Below are 14,517 nucleotides of genomic sequence, written 5' to 3' on the forward strand. Positions count from 1 at the left end.
CGCGTCTCCGAAGCGCGGCCCGGGACAGCACGCAACCCACAGGGTCGAATTTCGCACTTGCGGCACAGTGAGTCGGAGACTAGGAAGATCGAGCATCAAATTTCGGGAGCATCTGGCAATGACCTCACGTTTCATCAGTGGCTTCGCGGCGGTCACCCTCGCGGTGTGCGGCCTCTCCGCTCCGGCCGCCTTCGCCAAGCCGATGAGCGGGGCGAGCGCCGTCAAGATGATCGACACCGACAACGACGGCACCATCGACATGAAGGAAGTGGAGGCGGTGGCCTCGGCGACCTTCGACCGTCTCGAGAAGGACGCCGACGGCACCCTCGACGCCAAGGAGCTGAAGGGCCGCCTGAGCGCCTCCGGCGTGAAGCAGGCCGATCCGGACAGCGACGGCACCCTCGACAAGAAGGAGTACCTCGCGGCCGTCGGCGAGCGCTTCAAGCTGGCCGACCCGGACAACGACGGCACCCTCGACGCCAAGGAGCTGAACTCCAAGGCCGGCAAGGCTCTCCTGGCCCTCATCAAGTAAAACCGTCCGCGCGCTCCTGATGGAGCGTGGATGAGCGAGGCCTCCGCGGCGCTGACCGCGGGGGCCTTGCTGCGTTGATGGCGACCCTGAACCTTCGCCCGGACGCGCCGATCCATGGGACCTGCACGTAAAAGTTGTGGATCGCGGCGATTGTTCTGCGGGCTCCGGCCGCTCCCGCGCCGGCGGAACGTCCGACACCCAGTCCGACCGCCGCGGCGGCTGCGACGCTCGACCGCTCGCCGGGCGCGATCCGAGGGAGTTGACGGTCCGCAACCTGTAGGTGCACCCTCGAGGTGGTTGAGGGACCAAGACGATGCGGAACGGCTCACCAGAGGACGACGGCAACGCGAGACGCCGCGCGAGACCGGTCGCGCTGACCGAGGGACCGCACGGCGCGGCGGCGGACGGACGCGACCGGATTGCCGGGAGCCGGCCGGAGCGCGCGGACGCGGAGCCGACGGCAACGCTCGGCGATCTCGGCGACGCCCTGCTCGCGGCCTATCGACTGGCCGAGCAGGACGGCGACGCGCTGACCGTATCGCTGCTCGGGCAGGCGCTGCTGCGGACCGGGCGGCGCCTGGCGCGCGAGATGTCGCCCGCCGATGTCGGGATCGCCTGCCACTGAAGCGGCCGCAGTCCCGAACGCTCGGGCGACTGACGGGACGGCGCCGCCGCGGCCCGCCTACGCGCCCGGCGCGGCGCGGTCGAGGAAGGCGCGCAGGTAGCCGCCGACCGCCTCGGCGCGCTCGACGGCGAGCAGGTGCGCCGCCCGGGGCAGCACGACGAGTTCGGCCTGGGCGATGCCGCCGCAGATCTCCTCGGCCATGGCCGGGGGCGTCGAGGGATCGTCGCGGCCGGCGATCACCAGGGTCGGCGCGGTGATGGCTCCGAGCGCCGGACGGAGATCCATGCGCCCGATCGCCCCGCAGCACACCGCGTAGCCGGCCGGATCGCAGGCCAGGAATCGCTCGCGGACAGCCCGCACCGTCTCGGGGGCGCGCTCCGCGAAACCCGGCGTGAACCAGCGCCCCAGCGTCGCCTCGACCACGGCCGCCGTCCCCTGGGCGCGCACGGTCGCGGCGCGCTCGTCCCAGCTCTGCAGGCTCGGCAGGAAGGCCGCCGTCGCCATCAGGGTGGCGCTGAGCGCGCGTCCGGGATCGGCGCTCGCCAGCGCCTGCACGGTCATCCCGCCGAGCGAGAGGCCGACGAGATGGGCGCGTCCGATGCCGAGGGCGTCCAGAAGGCCCGCGAGATCGCCGGCCAGATCCGCGATCGCGACCGGCCGGTCGCGCGTCTCCGACCCGCCGTGGCCGCGCGTGTCGTAGCGCAGCGTCCGGTAACGCCCCGTCAGCGCGGGCACCAGCGCGTCCCACATCTCCAGGGTCGCGCCCAGCGAGTTCGAGAAGGCGACGACCGGGGCGTCCTCCGGGCCCTCGAGGTGGTAGCGGAGGCCGAGTCCTCCGACGGTGATCTGCGGCATGCGGCTCTCTCCGATCCAGGCTCTCGAGGATGTCACGCCGCCGGGCGGCGGGGCGGAGCTGGCGGGCAACGCGGCCTCCCGGACGGATCTCAGGCGCGACCGAGGGGAATCAGGCCCCAGCCGCGCTCGTGGAGGTAGTACAGCACGGTCTTGGTCACGGTCTCGGTCGAGGCGATCGATCCGGCGACCAGCACGCTGCCGGTGAACAGATAGGACAGCAGCAGCGTGTCGAGGCTCCCGACGACGCGCCAGCTCACGGCCTTGGCGATCGAGCGGAGGCGGCTCTCCCCGGCCGGGGGCGCTCGCGTCCGTGCGGGCTCGGGTGCGCGGGCATCGCGGGTTGGGACGTCGTCGGCGGGCATGCGGGCTCCCTGCGGTCGATCCGAAACGCGCGCGGTGGCACGGTCCATTATGGGGCGGCGCACCGGATGCTGCCCCGCCGGATCGCCCGGCGCGCGGATGACGATGCCGCGAGCCCCGCGCTCCGGAGGAGCGTCTTCAACATGGGTGAATGCGCGGGCGGCCGAAACGCTCGACAAGAGCGGTGCGAGCACAGAGGAGACCGGGGATGCACGAGCCTGCGATGGGCGACGCCGCGATCCGACCGGCGGAGTTCTGGGACACGGTCGGCGGCCTCGTGACCGCCAAGGTCGAGCCGGTGATCGGCCGAGCCGACAAGCAGCGTGGTCCCGTCATCGACTACCTGCGCGACCTGGAGGCCCTGGCGCGGCGCCAGTGCTCCAGCCGCGAGACGGTCCAGATCATCGCCTCGGGCCGGCGGCTCCTCGGGGACCGGAGCGAGATCGGGCCGTCGGACGGACCGTTCACCCGCGCCTGAGCCGGGCACCCGGCGGAGCCGCCCGCGCCATCCGCGACCGGACCAGATAGATCGCGGCCGCGACTGCCCAGGCCGCGCAGGTCGGCGCCACCCACTGCTGCAGGTTCGGCAGGGACCAGCCGTACAGGAACTCGGCGCCGAGATGCGCCTGAACGGCGTCCCAGCCCGCGTGCTTGAGGGCGTGTTCCCGCTGCCCGGCCTCGCGGCCGTAATAGTAGGTCGAGACCACGAGCGCCGCGACGCCTTCCGGTCGGGGACTGCGCAGCAGGAGCAGAACGGCCGCCATTCCGGCGGTCTCGGGGATCGCCGTCAGGGCGTGGCTCATCGCCGGGTTCGCGACCATGAAGGCGACGAGCGTTCCGAGCATGGGCGGCGCTTACACCAATCCCGGCGCGGCGTCAGCGGCACTCCGGCCCCGCGCCTGCACCCCCGGCGGCCGCCGCGCGGTTGACGGTGCGGGACCGGAACAACGGAGCCGCGCATGAGCGACACCTACGACCTCGGCCGCTTCGTCGCTGCGCAGGAGGGCGTCTACGGGCGCGCCCTGGCGGAGTTGCAGGCCGGCGACAAGCGCAGCCACTGGATGTGGTTCATCTTCCCGCAGATCGCCGGGCTCGGCGCGAGCCCGATGGCGCAGCGCTACGCCATCGGGTCTCTCGCGGAGGCGCAGGCCTACGCGGCGCACCCGGTGCTCGGCGGGCGCCTGCGCGCCTGCACGGCGGCCGTCAACGCCGTCGCCGGGCGCTCGGCCCACGCGATCTTCGGCTCGCCCGACGATCTGAAGTTCCGCTCCAGCATGACGCTGTTCGCCCGCGCCGTGCCGGAGGAGCCGGTCTTCGCCGACGCGCTGGCGCGCTACTTCGACGGCGTCCCCGACCCGCGGACGCTGGCGAAGCTCGGGACGGGCTAGGCCCTCACCGGCCCCACAGGCCGACCCGCTCGGCGCGCGCCTGCTCCTCCGCGCCCAGGAGGTCCGGCGGGGCGTCCTCGGAGGCGCGGGCGCCGCCCGCCGCCAGGATCAGCCCGGCGAGGTCGTCGCCCTCGATGCGGCAGCGGGCCGTGGCCCCGTCGGACAGGCCGGTGCAGACCACCTCGCGGCGGCGCAGGTAGCTGGCGAGCTGGCGGGCGAGATGGCCGCGCTCGCCGACCACGCCGAGGAGGCGCACGACCCGCCCGCGCAGGTTGAGGGTGCCGGTATCGATCACCTCCGGCACGCCGCGGATCTCGCCGGCCGCGACCGGTTCGGCCGCGGGCGCGGCGGCGGTCCGGGCCGGCTCGGCCCGCTCCGCCGAGGGGCGGGCCTTGCCCTTCGCGAGCTTCTCGGCGGCCCGCTGGACGAAGTCGTGGAAGATCCCGGCCGGCATCTCGCCGCCGAACATGCGGTTCATCGGGCTGTCGTCGTCGTTGCCGACCCAGATCCCGACCACGAGGTCGGGGGTCATGCCGACGAACCACGCGTCGCGGAAATCCTGGCTCGTGCCGGTCTTGCCGCCGATGATCTGGCCGGGCACCCGCGCGGCGCGGCCGGTGCCGGATTCCACCACCGCCTGCAGCGAGTCGAGCATCATGGTGCGCGGCTCCTGCGCCAGCATCGGGCCCGGGGCCGCGTCGGTGCGGACGTAGAGCGGCTGCGGCGCGGCTCCGCGGATCGCCTGGATGCCGTAGGACTGGAGCGGGGTGCGCCCGGACAGGACCGAGCCGTAGGCGCGGGTCATCTCCAGGAGGCTCACGGCGCCCGAGCCGAGGACGAGGCTCGGCACGTTGGGCAGGTCCGACTGGATCCCGAGCTTGCGGGCGGTGGCGATCACCGCCGGGATGCCGACATCCTGCCCGAGCTGGGCCGCCACGGTGTTGATCGAGAGCGCGAAGGCGGTCCGCAGGGGCACGGGCCCCCGGTAGCGGCCGTCGTCGTTCTCGGGCTGCCAGTCGCCGATCTGGACCGGGCGGTCGACCATCACGGATTCCGGCGTGTAGCCCTTCTCGTAGGCCGTCAGGTAGGCGAGGAGCTTGAACAGGGAGCCGGGCTGGCGCTTGGCCTGGACGGCGCGGTTGAACTGGCTGTCCTCGTAGTCGCGGCCGCCGACCATGGCGAGGATCGCGCCCTCCTTCGACAGCACCACCATGGCGGCCTGGCCGACCTTGCGGCGGGCGCCGTCCTTGTCGAGGCGGCGGGCCACGACGCCCTCGGCGAGGCTCTGCAGGTCGAGGTTGAGGGTCGAGCGCACCGTCATGTCGCCGTCGGTGCCGGCGAGGCGCTTCACGTCGCCCGCGATCATGTCGAGGAAGTAGTTGGTGCCGGGCGGCGCCTCGGGGGGCGATTTCAGGGTCACGCTCTGCTTGCGCGCGGCGTCGGCCTCGGCCTGCGAGATCGCGCCGGTCTCGACCATGGCCTGGAGCACCACGTCGGCGCGCTCCTTGGCGCCGCCGAGGTTGCGGGTCGGGGCGAGCTGCGAGGGCGCCCGCACCAGACCGGCCAGCATCGCCGATTCCGGCAGGTTCAGCGCCTTGGCGGGCTTGCCGAAGTAGCGCCGCGCCGCCGCGTCCGCCCCATAGGCGCCGGCGCCGAAATACGCGGAGTCGAGGTAGCCGAGCAGGATCGCGTCCTTGCTCATGGTCGTCTCGACCCGCAGCGCCAGGAAGGCTTCCTGCACCTTCCGCCAGAGCGTCTTCTCCTGGTTGAGGGAGGTCAGGCGGACATATTGCTGGGTGATGGTCGAGCCGCCCTCGCGCACGCCGCCGCCGCGGAGATTGCGCCACGCCGCCCGGGCGAGGCCACGCAGGTCGATGCCCCAGTGGCTGTAGAAGCGGCGGTCCTCGATCGCCACGATCGCCTGGGCGAGGTGCGGCGGCAGGTCGGCCGCGGTGAGCTTCTGGCCGCGGAAGCTGCCGCGGGTGGCGAAGACCCGGCCGTCGTCGGCCTCGACGGTGATCGCCCGCTGGCCGGTCTCGACCACGGCGCCGCCCAGCGGCGGCAGGCTCACGAAGGCCGCGAACAGGTAGATCGCCAGCGCCAGGGCCGGCAGCAGGACCACCAGGGCTGCGGCGAGCAGGGCCGGGTGCCGGCGGCCGAGGATCGGCTGGGAACGCCGGTTCAGGGCGCGCGCGTCCGTCTCCTCGACGGCGGGCGGGCGCTCCGCCGGTGCCCGTCGCGCCCGCGACGCGCGCTCCGCCGCGCGGGCCGACAGGGCCCGGCCGGTCCGCGCGAGGCCGAGCCCGGCCGCGGCGAGGAGGGTCCGGAGATGGCGCGTGAGGTCGCGCGCGGCCCGCCCGGCCTCCCGGGCGGCGAGCCGCGGGTCCGGGGCGTCGGCGGCGGGGTCCGGCTTCGGCGGTTTCGGCCCGTCGGCCGGGGCGCGTTCCGGCGCGTCGGGCGTCATCGTGGTGCGTGTTCCGGGACCGGCCGATCCGGCCGACCGAGCCTTCTAAGCCGCATCCGTCGCGGTGTCCCGCAGCCGCGGGGTCGCGGGACGGGTGGCGCGTCGATCGCGCCGCCACCGTGTGGATCGGGCCACGGGGTCCGATCCGGTCCCGGCCGGCTCACCGGCCGAGCGACGCTCCCGGACCGACGGCGCCGTGCTGGGCGCGCAGCTTGAAGGCCAGGATCAGCAGGAGGATGCCGAAGGCGAAGGTGTAGGAGCCGATCCACCAGGTCAGCACCAGGGCCGACATGCCCGGGTTGATGAGCAGCGCGAGGCCGAAGAGGATCGACACGGCGCCGCCGAGGCCCAGCCACCAGCGCCCGTAATGGAGGTGCAGGCGGAAGGCGGCGGCGATCATCAGGCCGCCGGTGATCAGCGCCCACGCGGCGAGCAGCAGCACGAACGCCCAGACGGCGGCGGCCGGCACCAGGACCGCGGCGACGCCCACCACGATGTCGACGAGGCCCTCGACCAGCATGAAGCCCCAGCGCTCGTGGCGCTGCGCGGCCCGGACCGCGCCGACGACGGCGACGACGCCGTCGACGAGCATGTAGGCGGCGAAGAACAGGACCAGGGACAGCACGAAGGCGCCCGGCGCGATGAACGCGACCGCCCCGAACAGGACCGCGATGACGCCGCGCAGGGCGACGAGCCACCAGTTCCGCGCCAGGGCCGCACTCATGGCGTCGAGGCGCGCCGCGCCGACGAGCGGGATGCCGGAGGGGGTGGTCGCGGGGCCGGAACCGGGGCGGTTCGGCGTCGGGGATGGGCTGCTGATCATGGCGAACTCCTGGGCCTTGAGGCCGGGAACGGCAAAGGTTCCGGGCGCAGAACGCCGCAGTGCGGCATGCGTTCCTAGGCGGACTGATCCGCGCGTGGAACCTTGGGCCTGCGGCCGGCTTTTGCTGCCTGAGGCGGGCGATGCGACAAGCCCGGTCACCCCCGGGTGGCCGGCCCATCGGGCGACGACTTTCCATGTTCGACGATCAGCGGCACCTCTCCGAGGACGAGGCGCGCCCGCGGCCGGCCGACGGCCGGGCCGTCGCGCGCGAGCGCGACGTGCTCGATCTCAACCGCGCCGGGCCGGCCGCGGACCTCGAGACCGAGCGCGAGACCGCGCGCAAGCCCGGCGCGGACGAGGCCGACGGCGCGCCCGAGGCGCAGGACGGGCAGGCCGACGACGACGCGGCGGATTCCGACGACGACGGGGACGAGGCGCGGCGCCCGAGCATCCTGCGGCGCCACCCGCTCGCGTTCCTGCTCGGCGGGCTTGCGGTCGTCGCGCTCTGCGTCGGCGTGTTCTTCTACTGGCTGCTCTACATGCACCCCTACGAGAGCACCGACGACGCCTTCGTCGACGCGCGCAGCATCTCGATCCAGCCGAAGGTCGGCGGCTACCTCGTGGACGTGCCGGTCACCGACAACCAGCACGTCGAGGCCGGCCAGATCCTGTTCCAGGTCTTCCAGCGCGACTACGCCATCGCCCTCGATCAGGCGAAGGCGCAGGTCGCCGCCGACGAGGCCGGCATCAAGAACATCGACGCTCAGATCCAGGCGCAGTACGCCAACATCGAGGTGTCCAAGGCGCAGGTCGCCACCGCCGAGGCGGCGCTGAAGTTCGCCCAGGAGGACGCGGCCCGCTACAAGGACCTCGCCGAGCGCGGCTCCGGCTCGGTCCAGCAGTCGCAGTCGGCGACCTCGACGCTGCAGCAGCGGCAGGCGGCGGTCCAGAGCGCCAATGCCAGCGTGGTCGCCGCGCAGAAGCAGGTCGGCTCGCTCCAGGCCCAGAAGGCCTCGACCCAGGCGCAGCTCGGCCGCGACCGGGCGCAGGTCGAGCAGGCCGAGTTGAACCTCGGCTACACGACGGTCCGCGCCGTGCAGGCCGGCCGCGTCGTGCGGCTCACCGGCGGCGTCGGCCAGCTCGCCCAGGCCGGCCAGACCCTGGCGATGTTCGTGCCCGACGACATCTGGGTGACGGCGAACTTCAAGGAGACGCAGATCACCGACATGCGGCCGGGCCAGCCGGTCGACATCGAGATCGACGCGTATCCCGGCCGCAAGATCCAGGGCACGGTGGCCTCGGTGCAGCCGGGCTCGGGCACGGCCTTCAGCCTGCTGCCGGCGCAGAACGCCACCGGCAACTACGTGAAGGTGACCCAGCGCATCCCGGTGAAGATCGTGGTCAAGACCTGGCCGACGGACGTGTCGATCGGCCCGGGCATGTCGATCGTCCCGACCGTCACGGTGCGGTGAGCGCCGTGGCCGGCCGGGGGAGCGCGGCCGCGCCGGGGCGCAGGCCGGGTGCGGGCAAGGCGGCAGGCGGCAAGGCGGCAGGCGGCAGGGCCGCGTCCGGGAAGGCGCCGGGCGGCCACAATCCGTGGCTGATCGCCGGCGTGGTCGCGCTGGCGACCTTCATGGAGGTGCTCGATACCACCATCGCCAACGTGGCCCTGCGCTACATCTCGGGCGGCCTCGCGGTCGGTCCGGACGAGGCGGCCTGGGTGGTGACGAGCTACCTCGTCGCCAACGCGATCACGCTCACGGCGTCGAGCTTCCTGGCCAAGCGCTACGGCCGCAAGGCGTTCTTCATGTGGTCGGTGGCGCTGTTCACCGTCTCGTCGATCCTGTGCGGCTTCGCCTGGAGCCTGGAATCGCTGCTGCTGTTCCGGGTGATGCAGGGGCTCGGCGGCGGCGGCATGGCGCCGCTCGCGCAGTCGATCCTGGCCGATTCCTTCCCGCCGGCGAAGCGCGGCCAGGCCTTCGCGCTCTACGGGGTCGCCATCGTGGTGGCGCCGGTGATCGGCCCGACGCTGGGCGGCTGGCTCTCCGACAACGCCTCCTGGCACTGGTGCTTCCTGATCAACGGGCCGGTGGGCGTGATCGCCCTCGGGCTGATGTACTGGCTGATCGAGGACAGCGACGCGGCCAAGAAGGAGCGCCGCGCCCTGGTGCGCAAGGGCATCCGCTTCGACATCGTCGGCTTCGTGCTGGTCGCCCTGTTCCTCGGCTCGCTGGAGGTGATCCTCGACGAGGGCCAGCGGAAGGACTGGTTCGGCACCTCGACGCTGATGAACGTGTCCGGCGTGCTGATGGTCGTCTCGTTCATCGCCATGATCCCGTGGCTGCTGACCCGCGAGAACCCGGCCGTCGACCTCCGCCTCATCGGCAACCGGCAGTTCGGCTCGTGCTTCCTGGTGATGATGTTCACCGGGGCGATCCTGATCGCCACCACGCAGTTCATCCCGCAGATCACGCAGGAATATTACGGCTACACCGCCACCCTGTCGGGCCTCGTCCTCGGCCCGGGCGGCATCGTCACGGTGGTGATGATGTTCCTCACCGGCCGGATCTCGTCCTTCGTCCAGCCGAAATGGCTGATCGCCACCGGCATGACCATCGTGGCGCTGGGGATGTACGACCTGACGCGGATCGACGGCAGCACGACCTTCGCGTTCTTCGCGTGGTCGCGGGTCTATATCGGCATCGGCCTGCCGATGGTGTTCCTGTCGATCACCTCGGCCTCGTACGAGGGGATCCGCAAGGACCAGACCGATCAGGCCTCGGCGCTGATCAACGTCGCCCGCAACGTCGGCGGCTCGATGGGCGTCTCGCTGGCGCAGAACATCCTGGCCTACCGGAGCCAGTTCCATCAGAGCCGCCTCGTGGAGAGCGTCAACCCGGCCTCACCGGCCTATCAGGAGACCATGCGGCAGGCGACGCAGTACTTCTCCGAGCACGGCTACGCCGGGATCGAGGCCCAGAACCAGGCGACGGCGTGGATCGGGAGCGTCCTCAGCACGCAGGTGGCCTACTGGGCCTATATCGACGTGTTCTGGGTGCTCGGCCTCGTCGCGGCCTGCGCGGTCCCGCTGGCCCTGAGCCTGAAGAGCGTCAAGCTCGGCGGCGGGGCGCCGGCCGGGGGGCATTGAGGGCGGTCGCGGCCAGGGCGCCGTCCGGACTCCGGACGCGCCGCCGGCGCGCGGACCGACCGCCGTCCCTAGCCCGGATCGTCGGCGGGCTTCTCACCCGGCGCCGCGAACAGGTCCTCCGGCGCGACCACGGTGACGCGGCGCTGCGCCACGTCGAGGACCGGCACGAAGGCCTTCGTGAAGGGCAGGAGCGCGGTGGCGCCGCCGTTCGGCGGGCGCAGTTCCAGGAGGTCGCCGCCGCCGTAATTCGGCACGGCCACGATCGTCCCGACGAGGGTCCCGGCCTCGTCCACCGCCGCGGCGCCGATCAGGTCGGCGGCGTAGACCTCGTCGTCGTCCTCGGGCGCGGCCAGACGGTCGCGGGGAACGTACAGGGCGACGCGGTTGAGCGCCTCCGCGGCGCTGCGGCCCGAGACGCCCTTGACCCGGGCGATCAGCATGTCGGGCGACGGGCCGGGGGCGGGACGCACATCGGCGAGGGTCAGCATCCGGCCGTCGGCCGTCTGGAGCGTTCCGTAGCCGGCGATCGCCTGCGGATCGCCGGTGTAGGATTTGAGCCGGACCTCGCCGGTGAGGCCGTGCGCCCGCCCGAACTCGCCCAGCAGGACGAGGTTCGGATCGGGCGGCGCGGGCCGGGGCGCCGGCTTGGGGGCCGGCGCCTTGGGCGAGGTCGCCGCGTCGGGCGCGATCTTGCCGATCGCCGAGCTCGTGCGGCCTCGGCGGCCGCCGTCGCGGGAGGTGGGACCTGCGGGGCGGCGCGCCATGACCGGTGCGCCTTACGCGGCGGCGTCCTCGGCGGGAGCGGCGGCCTTCTCGGCGCGCTTGGCGGCGCGCTCCTTGGCCTTCTCGCCCGGCTCGGCCTTCTGCGGGTTGTTGCGGGTCGGGCGCTTGGCGAGGCCGGCCTGGTCGAGGAAGCGCAGGACGCGGTCGGTCGGCTGCGCGCCCTTGGCGAGCCAGCTCTGGATCTTCTCGTTGTCGAGCACGATGCGGGCCGGATCGTCCTTGGCCTTCATCGGGTCGTAGGCGCCGACCTTGTCGATGAAGCGGCCGTCGCGCGGGGCGCGGGCGTCGGCGACGACGATGCGGTAGTAGGGGCGCTTCTTGGCGCCGCCGCGGGTGAGACGGATCTTGAGGGCCATGGTCTGACTACTTTCGCTGTTGCTCGATCTGGGACTCGTGGTCCGCCTTGATCGACTGGTGGTGCCGAATGACTTCCTTGACCACGAAGGCCAGAAACTTCTCGGCGAAGTCGGGGTCGAGCTTGGCCTCGACCGCGAGCTTGCGGAGCCGGGCGACCTGACGGGCCTCCCGGTCCGGATCGGAAGGGGGGATCCCCTTTCGGGCCTTGAGCTCGCCGACCCGCTGCGTGCAGCGGAAACGCTCGGCGAGGAGGTGGATCAGCGCCGCATCGAAATTGTCGATGCTGTCCCGCAGGCGCGCGAGTTCGGGATCGACGGCCTGGGCCGCGAGCACGCTCATTTCTTCTTCCCCGGCATGAACCCACCGAGACCCGGCAGTTTCGGGCCGCCGAGGCCCGGAAGTCCGGGAAGCTTGGGCATCCCGCCCCCGCCCAGTCCCGGCGGCATCGGCGGCAGCTTGCCGCCGAACTGCTTCTCGAGCTGCGCGATCTGCTCCGGCGTCGGCTCCGGCATGCCGGGCGGGAGACCGGGCATTCCACCGCCCATCCCGCCACCGAGGCCGAACATCGAGCCGAGCGCCTGCCCGATCCCGCGCTTGCCCTGGCCCATCGCCTTCATCATGTCGGCCATGGTCCGGTGCATCTTCAGGAGCTTGTTGATCTCCGAGACGTCGACCCCCGAGCCCGCCGCGATGCGCTTCTTGCGGCTGTTCTTGAGGAGGTCGGGATTCTTCCGCTCCTGCGGGGTCATCGACGAGATGATCGCCCGCTGGCGCTTGAACATCTTCTCGTCGAGGTTGGCGCCCTCGACCTGCTTCTTGATCTGGCCCATCCCGGGCAGCATGCCCATCAGGCCGCCGATGCCGCCCATCTTCTCCATCTGGGCGAGCTGCATGGACAAGTCTTCGAGGTCGAACTTGCCCTTGCGCATCTTCTCCGCGGTGCGGAGCGCCTGCTCGTGGTCGATGGTCTCGGCGGCCTTCTCGACGAGCGAGACGATGTCGCCCATGCCGAGGATGCGGTTGGCGACGCGGGCCGGGTGGAACTCCTCCAGCGCGTCGACCTTCTCGCCGACGCCGACGAGCTTGATCGGCTTGCCGGTGACGGCGCGCATCGACAGCGCCGCGCCGCCGCGGGAATCGCCGTCCATACGCGTCAGCACGATGCCGGTGACGCCGAGCCGCTGGTCGAAGGCGCGGGCGGTGTTGACCGCGTCCTGGCCGGTGAGCGCGTCGGCGACGAGCAGCACCTCGTGGGGCCTCGTCGCGGCCTTCACCTCGGCGGCCTCGGCCATCAGGCCCTCGTCCACCGTGGTGCGGCCGGCGGTGTCGAGCATCACCACGTCGAAGCCGCCGAGGCGGGCCGCGTCCATGGCGCGCTTGGCGATCTGCACCGCCGACTGGCCGGCGATGATCGGCAGGCTCTCCACGCCGACCTGCTTGGCCAGCACCGCGAGCTGCTCCATGGCGGCCGGGCGGCGGGTGTCGAGCGAGGCGAGCAGGACCTTGCGCTTCTCGCGGTCGGAGAGGCGCCGGGCGATCTTGGCGGTGGTCGTGGTCTTGCCCGAGCCCTGCAGGCCGACCATCAGGATCGGCACCGGGGCGGGGGCGTTGAGATCAACGGTCTCGGCGTCGGTGCCGAGCATCGCCACGAGCTCGTCGTTGACGATCTTCACGACCATCTGGCCGGGCGTCACCGACTTGAGCACGACGGCGCCGACGGCCTTCTCCTTCACCCGGTCGGTGAAGCCGCGGACCACCTCGAGGGCGACGTCGGCCTCCAGCAGGGCGCGACGCACCTCGCGCATGGCGGCGGTGACGTCGGCCTCGGTCAGGGCACCGCGACGGGTGAGCCCCGAGAGGATGCCGGAGAGGCGGTCGGACAGGCCTTCGAACATGTTCCTGACGCCCCGCCGTTACTGCTCGAGCCCGGCGCGCTCGACGCGGCGCGCCTGGAGGGCGGCCTCGAAGCCGCGCACGGCCTTGGCGAACTTGTCCCGGCAGTCCGGGTTGCAGAAGCCCACCACGGCGCCGTTGTAGAGCGTCAGCGAGTCCGCCGAGATCGGCTTGCCCGACCACGGGCAGGTCTCGTTGATCGCGTCCTCGATCTTCAACGCTTCTTGATCTCGCGTCATGCGGGTGCCTCGGCCGGCGGATCCCGTCCTCGCATATCGGCCAACGCCCATCGCGCCCGAGGGCGCGGACGCGCTGTCGGGCGTTGACCTCCGGCCTCGCGGGACCGGTCGGCTTGGCATCGGTCGATCTGCTACGGATCGGGAGGCCGGGGCGTAGCGGCAGCCGGCCGGAAAGTCAATTTTTCGGCCCGGCCGGCGCCGCGGCGGTGCCGAAACGGGCCGCCGATCGGTGTTAACTTTTACCGATCGTTAAGCATGTTGGGATTGTCTTCGGGCCATATTCGATCAGGACGCCCGCCGATGTCGGAACCCGCCCGCTCTCACTCGCCGACCGAGTCCGGCAGCTTTCCCGCGACCGGTCCGCTCCGCGACTGGCTGACGGCGATGAAGGCCCAGGCGCCGGCCGAGGCCCGCGGCGATACCCGGCCCGAGGAGACCCTGCCCGAGGCGAAGCGGCCGCGCGGCGGGGAGACGGCGTGGTCGCCCCGCGTCGTCCCCGCCCCCGAGGCGCCGCGGGCCGCGGCCGAGGATCCCGACATCGCCGAGCTGATGGCCGAGAACCTGATGCTGAAGGCCCGGCTCCGCGTCGAGGCCGAGCGCCAGGACGAGCTGCAGGCCATCCTGGCCGACGAGATCCGGACGCTCCGCGAGCATATCCGCGACGAGATCGGCTCCCTGGAGGATCTCCGGGCCGAGCAGGAGGACGTCCGCGTCGAGCGCGAGGAGTTCCGCGGCGAGCGGGAGCGCTTCCGGGCCGAGCGCGAGGAGCTGCGCGCCGAGCGCGACCGGGCGATCGCCGAGCGGGACGCCCTGCGGGCCGAGCGGCTGACCCTGGCCGGCGAGCGCGACGCCCTGCGCGAGGAGCGCGACCTGTGGCGCGCCCGGACCGAGGCGCTGGCCCAGCCGCTGTTCCAGTCCCAGCGGCGCTGAGCGGCGCTGTGCGGCGCCGACCGCATGTCCGGACCCTGAAACGCCGAAGGGCCACCCGAGAGGGTGGCCCTTCCATTGCCGAACCGTGTTGTCCGGCGGAACTGTCCCGAGATCGGGTCT

The 14,517-nt window shown here is 72.5% G+C and carries 17 protein-coding genes; 7 read left to right on the plus strand and 10 right to left on the minus strand.

What is annotated here, in order from left to right:
• Window positions 1-118 precede the first annotated feature (118 nt).
• On the plus strand, window positions 119-532 hold the full coding sequence (locus tag ACLBYB_RS16670) for an EF-hand domain-containing protein (protein WP_447699436.1): 414 nt from the start codon (window positions 119-121) through the stop codon (window positions 530-532).
• A 313-nt stretch (window positions 533-845) separates the two neighbouring features.
• Window positions 846-1,157 carry a hypothetical protein gene (locus ACLBYB_RS16675; RefSeq protein WP_447699437.1) on the plus strand — a complete coding sequence of 104 codons (312 nt, stop codon included), beginning with the start codon at window positions 846-848 and terminating at the stop codon, window positions 1,155-1,157.
• A gap of 57 nt (window positions 1,158-1,214) precedes the next feature.
• On the opposite strand, the gene pcaD is transcribed toward ACLBYB_RS16675, so the two are convergent.
• Both pcaD and ACLBYB_RS16685 read right to left on the minus strand, forming a co-directional pair.
• Window positions 1,215-2,012 carry a 3-oxoadipate enol-lactonase gene (gene pcaD, locus ACLBYB_RS16680; protein ID WP_427508669.1) on the minus strand — a complete coding sequence of 266 codons (798 nt, stop codon included), beginning with the start codon at window positions 2,010-2,012 and terminating at the stop codon, window positions 1,215-1,217.
• Window positions 2,013-2,101: 89 nt separating this feature from the next.
• Window positions 2,102-2,374 carry a DUF2061 domain-containing protein gene (locus ACLBYB_RS16685; RefSeq protein ID WP_020092598.1) on the minus strand — a complete coding sequence of 91 codons (273 nt, stop codon included), beginning with the start codon at window positions 2,372-2,374 and terminating at the stop codon, window positions 2,102-2,104.
• A gap of 206 nt (window positions 2,375-2,580) precedes the next feature.
• On the opposite strand from ACLBYB_RS16685, the gene ACLBYB_RS16690 reads away from it, so the two are divergent.
• Complete coding sequence (locus ACLBYB_RS16690; protein WP_091926206.1) at window positions 2,581-2,850, plus strand: hypothetical protein; 270 nt, start codon at window positions 2,581-2,583, stop codon at window positions 2,848-2,850.
• On the opposite strand, the gene ACLBYB_RS16695 is transcribed toward ACLBYB_RS16690, so the two are convergent.
• The gene (locus ACLBYB_RS16695; RefSeq protein ID WP_447681644.1) at window positions 2,837-3,217 is read right to left on the minus strand and encodes a hypothetical protein; all 381 of its coding nucleotides are present in this window, start codon (window positions 3,215-3,217) and stop codon (window positions 2,837-2,839) included. The genes ACLBYB_RS16690 and ACLBYB_RS16695 overlap by 14 nt on opposite strands.
• Before the next feature lie 114 nt (window positions 3,218-3,331).
• Between ACLBYB_RS16695 and ACLBYB_RS16700 the strand changes: the two genes are divergently transcribed.
• On the plus strand, window positions 3,332-3,760 hold the full coding sequence (locus ACLBYB_RS16700; RefSeq protein ID WP_447699438.1) for a DUF1810 domain-containing protein: 429 nt from the start codon (window positions 3,332-3,334) through the stop codon (window positions 3,758-3,760).
• Between the two features lie 4 nt (window positions 3,761-3,764).
• Here ACLBYB_RS16700 and ACLBYB_RS16705 read toward each other — a convergent pair whose 3' ends face one another.
• Together ACLBYB_RS16705 and ACLBYB_RS16710 are read right to left on the minus strand one after the other, a co-directional pair.
• Window positions 3,765-6,224, minus strand: a complete 2,460-nt coding sequence (locus ACLBYB_RS16705; RefSeq protein ID WP_447699439.1) for a PBP1A family penicillin-binding protein — start codon at window positions 6,222-6,224, stop codon at window positions 3,765-3,767.
• 160 nt (window positions 6,225-6,384) lie between these two features.
• Entirely contained in the window at window positions 6,385-7,047 is a 663-nt protein-coding gene (locus ACLBYB_RS16710; protein WP_447699440.1) for an HdeD family acid-resistance protein, read from the minus strand.
• A 194-nt stretch (window positions 7,048-7,241) separates the two neighbouring features.
• Here ACLBYB_RS16710 and ACLBYB_RS16715 point away from each other — a divergent pair, with 194 nt between their 5' ends.
• Both ACLBYB_RS16715 and ACLBYB_RS16720 read left to right on the plus strand, forming a co-directional pair.
• Window positions 7,242-8,519, plus strand: a complete 1,278-nt coding sequence (locus ACLBYB_RS16715) for an HlyD family secretion protein (protein WP_447699441.1) — start codon at window positions 7,242-7,244, stop codon at window positions 8,517-8,519.
• A complete protein-coding gene (locus ACLBYB_RS16720; RefSeq protein ID WP_447699442.1) occupies window positions 8,516-10,195 on the plus strand; it encodes a DHA2 family efflux MFS transporter permease subunit in 1,680 nt (559 codons plus the stop codon). Before ACLBYB_RS16715 ends, ACLBYB_RS16720 begins: the two co-directional genes overlap by 4 nt.
• Window positions 10,196-10,263: 68 nt before the next feature.
• Here ACLBYB_RS16720 and rimM read toward each other — a convergent pair whose 3' ends face one another.
• Genes rimM through ACLBYB_RS16745 form a run of 5 tightly spaced genes read right to left on the minus strand, consistent with a single transcriptional unit; the run spans window position 10,264 to window position 13,467 of the window.
• On the minus strand, window positions 10,264-10,959 hold the full coding sequence (gene rimM, locus ACLBYB_RS16725; RefSeq protein ID WP_447699443.1) for a ribosome maturation factor RimM: 696 nt from the start codon (window positions 10,957-10,959) through the stop codon (window positions 10,264-10,266).
• Between the two features lie 12 nt (window positions 10,960-10,971).
• Entirely contained in the window at window positions 10,972-11,334 is a 363-nt protein-coding gene (gene rpsP, locus ACLBYB_RS16730) for a 30S ribosomal protein S16 (protein ID WP_020092607.1), read from the minus strand.
• A gap of 7 nt (window positions 11,335-11,341) precedes the next feature.
• Window positions 11,342-11,674 (minus strand): chorismate mutase, encoded by a 333-nt coding sequence (locus ACLBYB_RS16735; protein WP_012320554.1) that lies wholly within the window; start codon window positions 11,672-11,674, stop codon window positions 11,342-11,344.
• Window positions 11,671-13,230, minus strand: a complete 1,560-nt coding sequence (gene ffh, locus ACLBYB_RS16740; protein ID WP_042675612.1) for a signal recognition particle protein — start codon at window positions 13,228-13,230, stop codon at window positions 11,671-11,673. The genes ACLBYB_RS16735 and ffh overlap by 4 nt, the downstream gene beginning before the upstream one ends.
• 18 nt (window positions 13,231-13,248) lie before the next feature.
• Window positions 13,249-13,467, minus strand: a complete 219-nt coding sequence (locus ACLBYB_RS16745; protein WP_026604841.1) for a glutathione S-transferase — start codon at window positions 13,465-13,467, stop codon at window positions 13,249-13,251.
• Between the two features lie 300 nt (window positions 13,468-13,767).
• Here ACLBYB_RS16745 and ACLBYB_RS16750 point away from each other — a divergent pair, with 300 nt between their 5' ends.
• Window positions 13,768-14,397 carry an ATPase gene (locus ACLBYB_RS16750; RefSeq protein ID WP_100251408.1) on the plus strand — a complete coding sequence of 210 codons (630 nt, stop codon included), beginning with the start codon at window positions 13,768-13,770 and terminating at the stop codon, window positions 14,395-14,397.
• Window positions 14,398-14,517: the final 120 nt, after the last annotated feature.

The organism is Methylobacterium sp. D54C (genome assembly GCF_053345595.1).

Bases quoted from the DNA above. Each gene is read 5' to 3' on its own strand.
- rpsP (WP_020092607.1), bottom strand. From the start codon at position 11,334: ATGGCCCTCAAGATCCGTCTCACCCGCGGCGGCGCCAAGAAGCGCCCC.
- ffh (WP_042675612.1), bottom strand. From the start codon at position 13,230: ATGTTCGAAGGCCTGTCCGACCGCCTCTCCGGCATCCTCTCGGGGCTC.
- ACLBYB_RS16750 (WP_100251408.1), top strand. From the start codon at position 13,768: ATGTCGGAACCCGCCCGCTCTCACTCGCCGACCGAGTCCGGCAGCTTT.
- ACLBYB_RS16705 (WP_447699439.1), bottom strand. From the start codon at position 6,224: ATGACGCCCGACGCGCCGGAACGCGCCCCGGCCGACGGGCCGAAACCG.
- ACLBYB_RS16700 (WP_447699438.1), top strand. From the start codon at position 3,332: ATGAGCGACACCTACGACCTCGGCCGCTTCGTCGCTGCGCAGGAGGGC.
- pcaD (WP_427508669.1), bottom strand. From the start codon at position 2,012: ATGCCGCAGATCACCGTCGGAGGACTCGGCCTCCGCTACCACCTCGAG.
- ACLBYB_RS16675 (WP_447699437.1), top strand. From the start codon at position 846: ATGCGGAACGGCTCACCAGAGGACGACGGCAACGCGAGACGCCGCGCG.
- ACLBYB_RS16745 (WP_026604841.1), bottom strand. From the start codon at position 13,467: ATGACGCGAGATCAAGAAGCGTTGAAGATCGAGGACGCGATCAACGAG.
- ACLBYB_RS16695 (WP_447681644.1), bottom strand. From the start codon at position 3,217: ATGCTCGGAACGCTCGTCGCCTTCATGGTCGCGAACCCGGCGATGAGC.
- ACLBYB_RS16715 (WP_447699441.1), top strand. From the start codon at position 7,242: ATGTTCGACGATCAGCGGCACCTCTCCGAGGACGAGGCGCGCCCGCGG.
- ACLBYB_RS16685 (WP_020092598.1), bottom strand. From the start codon at position 2,374: ATGCCCGCCGACGACGTCCCAACCCGCGATGCCCGCGCACCCGAGCCC.
- ACLBYB_RS16670 (WP_447699436.1), top strand. From the start codon at position 119: ATGACCTCACGTTTCATCAGTGGCTTCGCGGCGGTCACCCTCGCGGTG.
- ACLBYB_RS16690 (WP_091926206.1), top strand. From the start codon at position 2,581: ATGCACGAGCCTGCGATGGGCGACGCCGCGATCCGACCGGCGGAGTTC.
- ACLBYB_RS16735 (WP_012320554.1), bottom strand. From the start codon at position 11,674: ATGAGCGTGCTCGCGGCCCAGGCCGTCGATCCCGAACTCGCGCGCCTG.
- ACLBYB_RS16710 (WP_447699440.1), bottom strand. From the start codon at position 7,047: ATGATCAGCAGCCCATCCCCGACGCCGAACCGCCCCGGTTCCGGCCCC.
- rimM (WP_447699443.1), bottom strand. From the start codon at position 10,959: ATGGCGCGCCGCCCCGCAGGTCCCACCTCCCGCGACGGCGGCCGCCGA.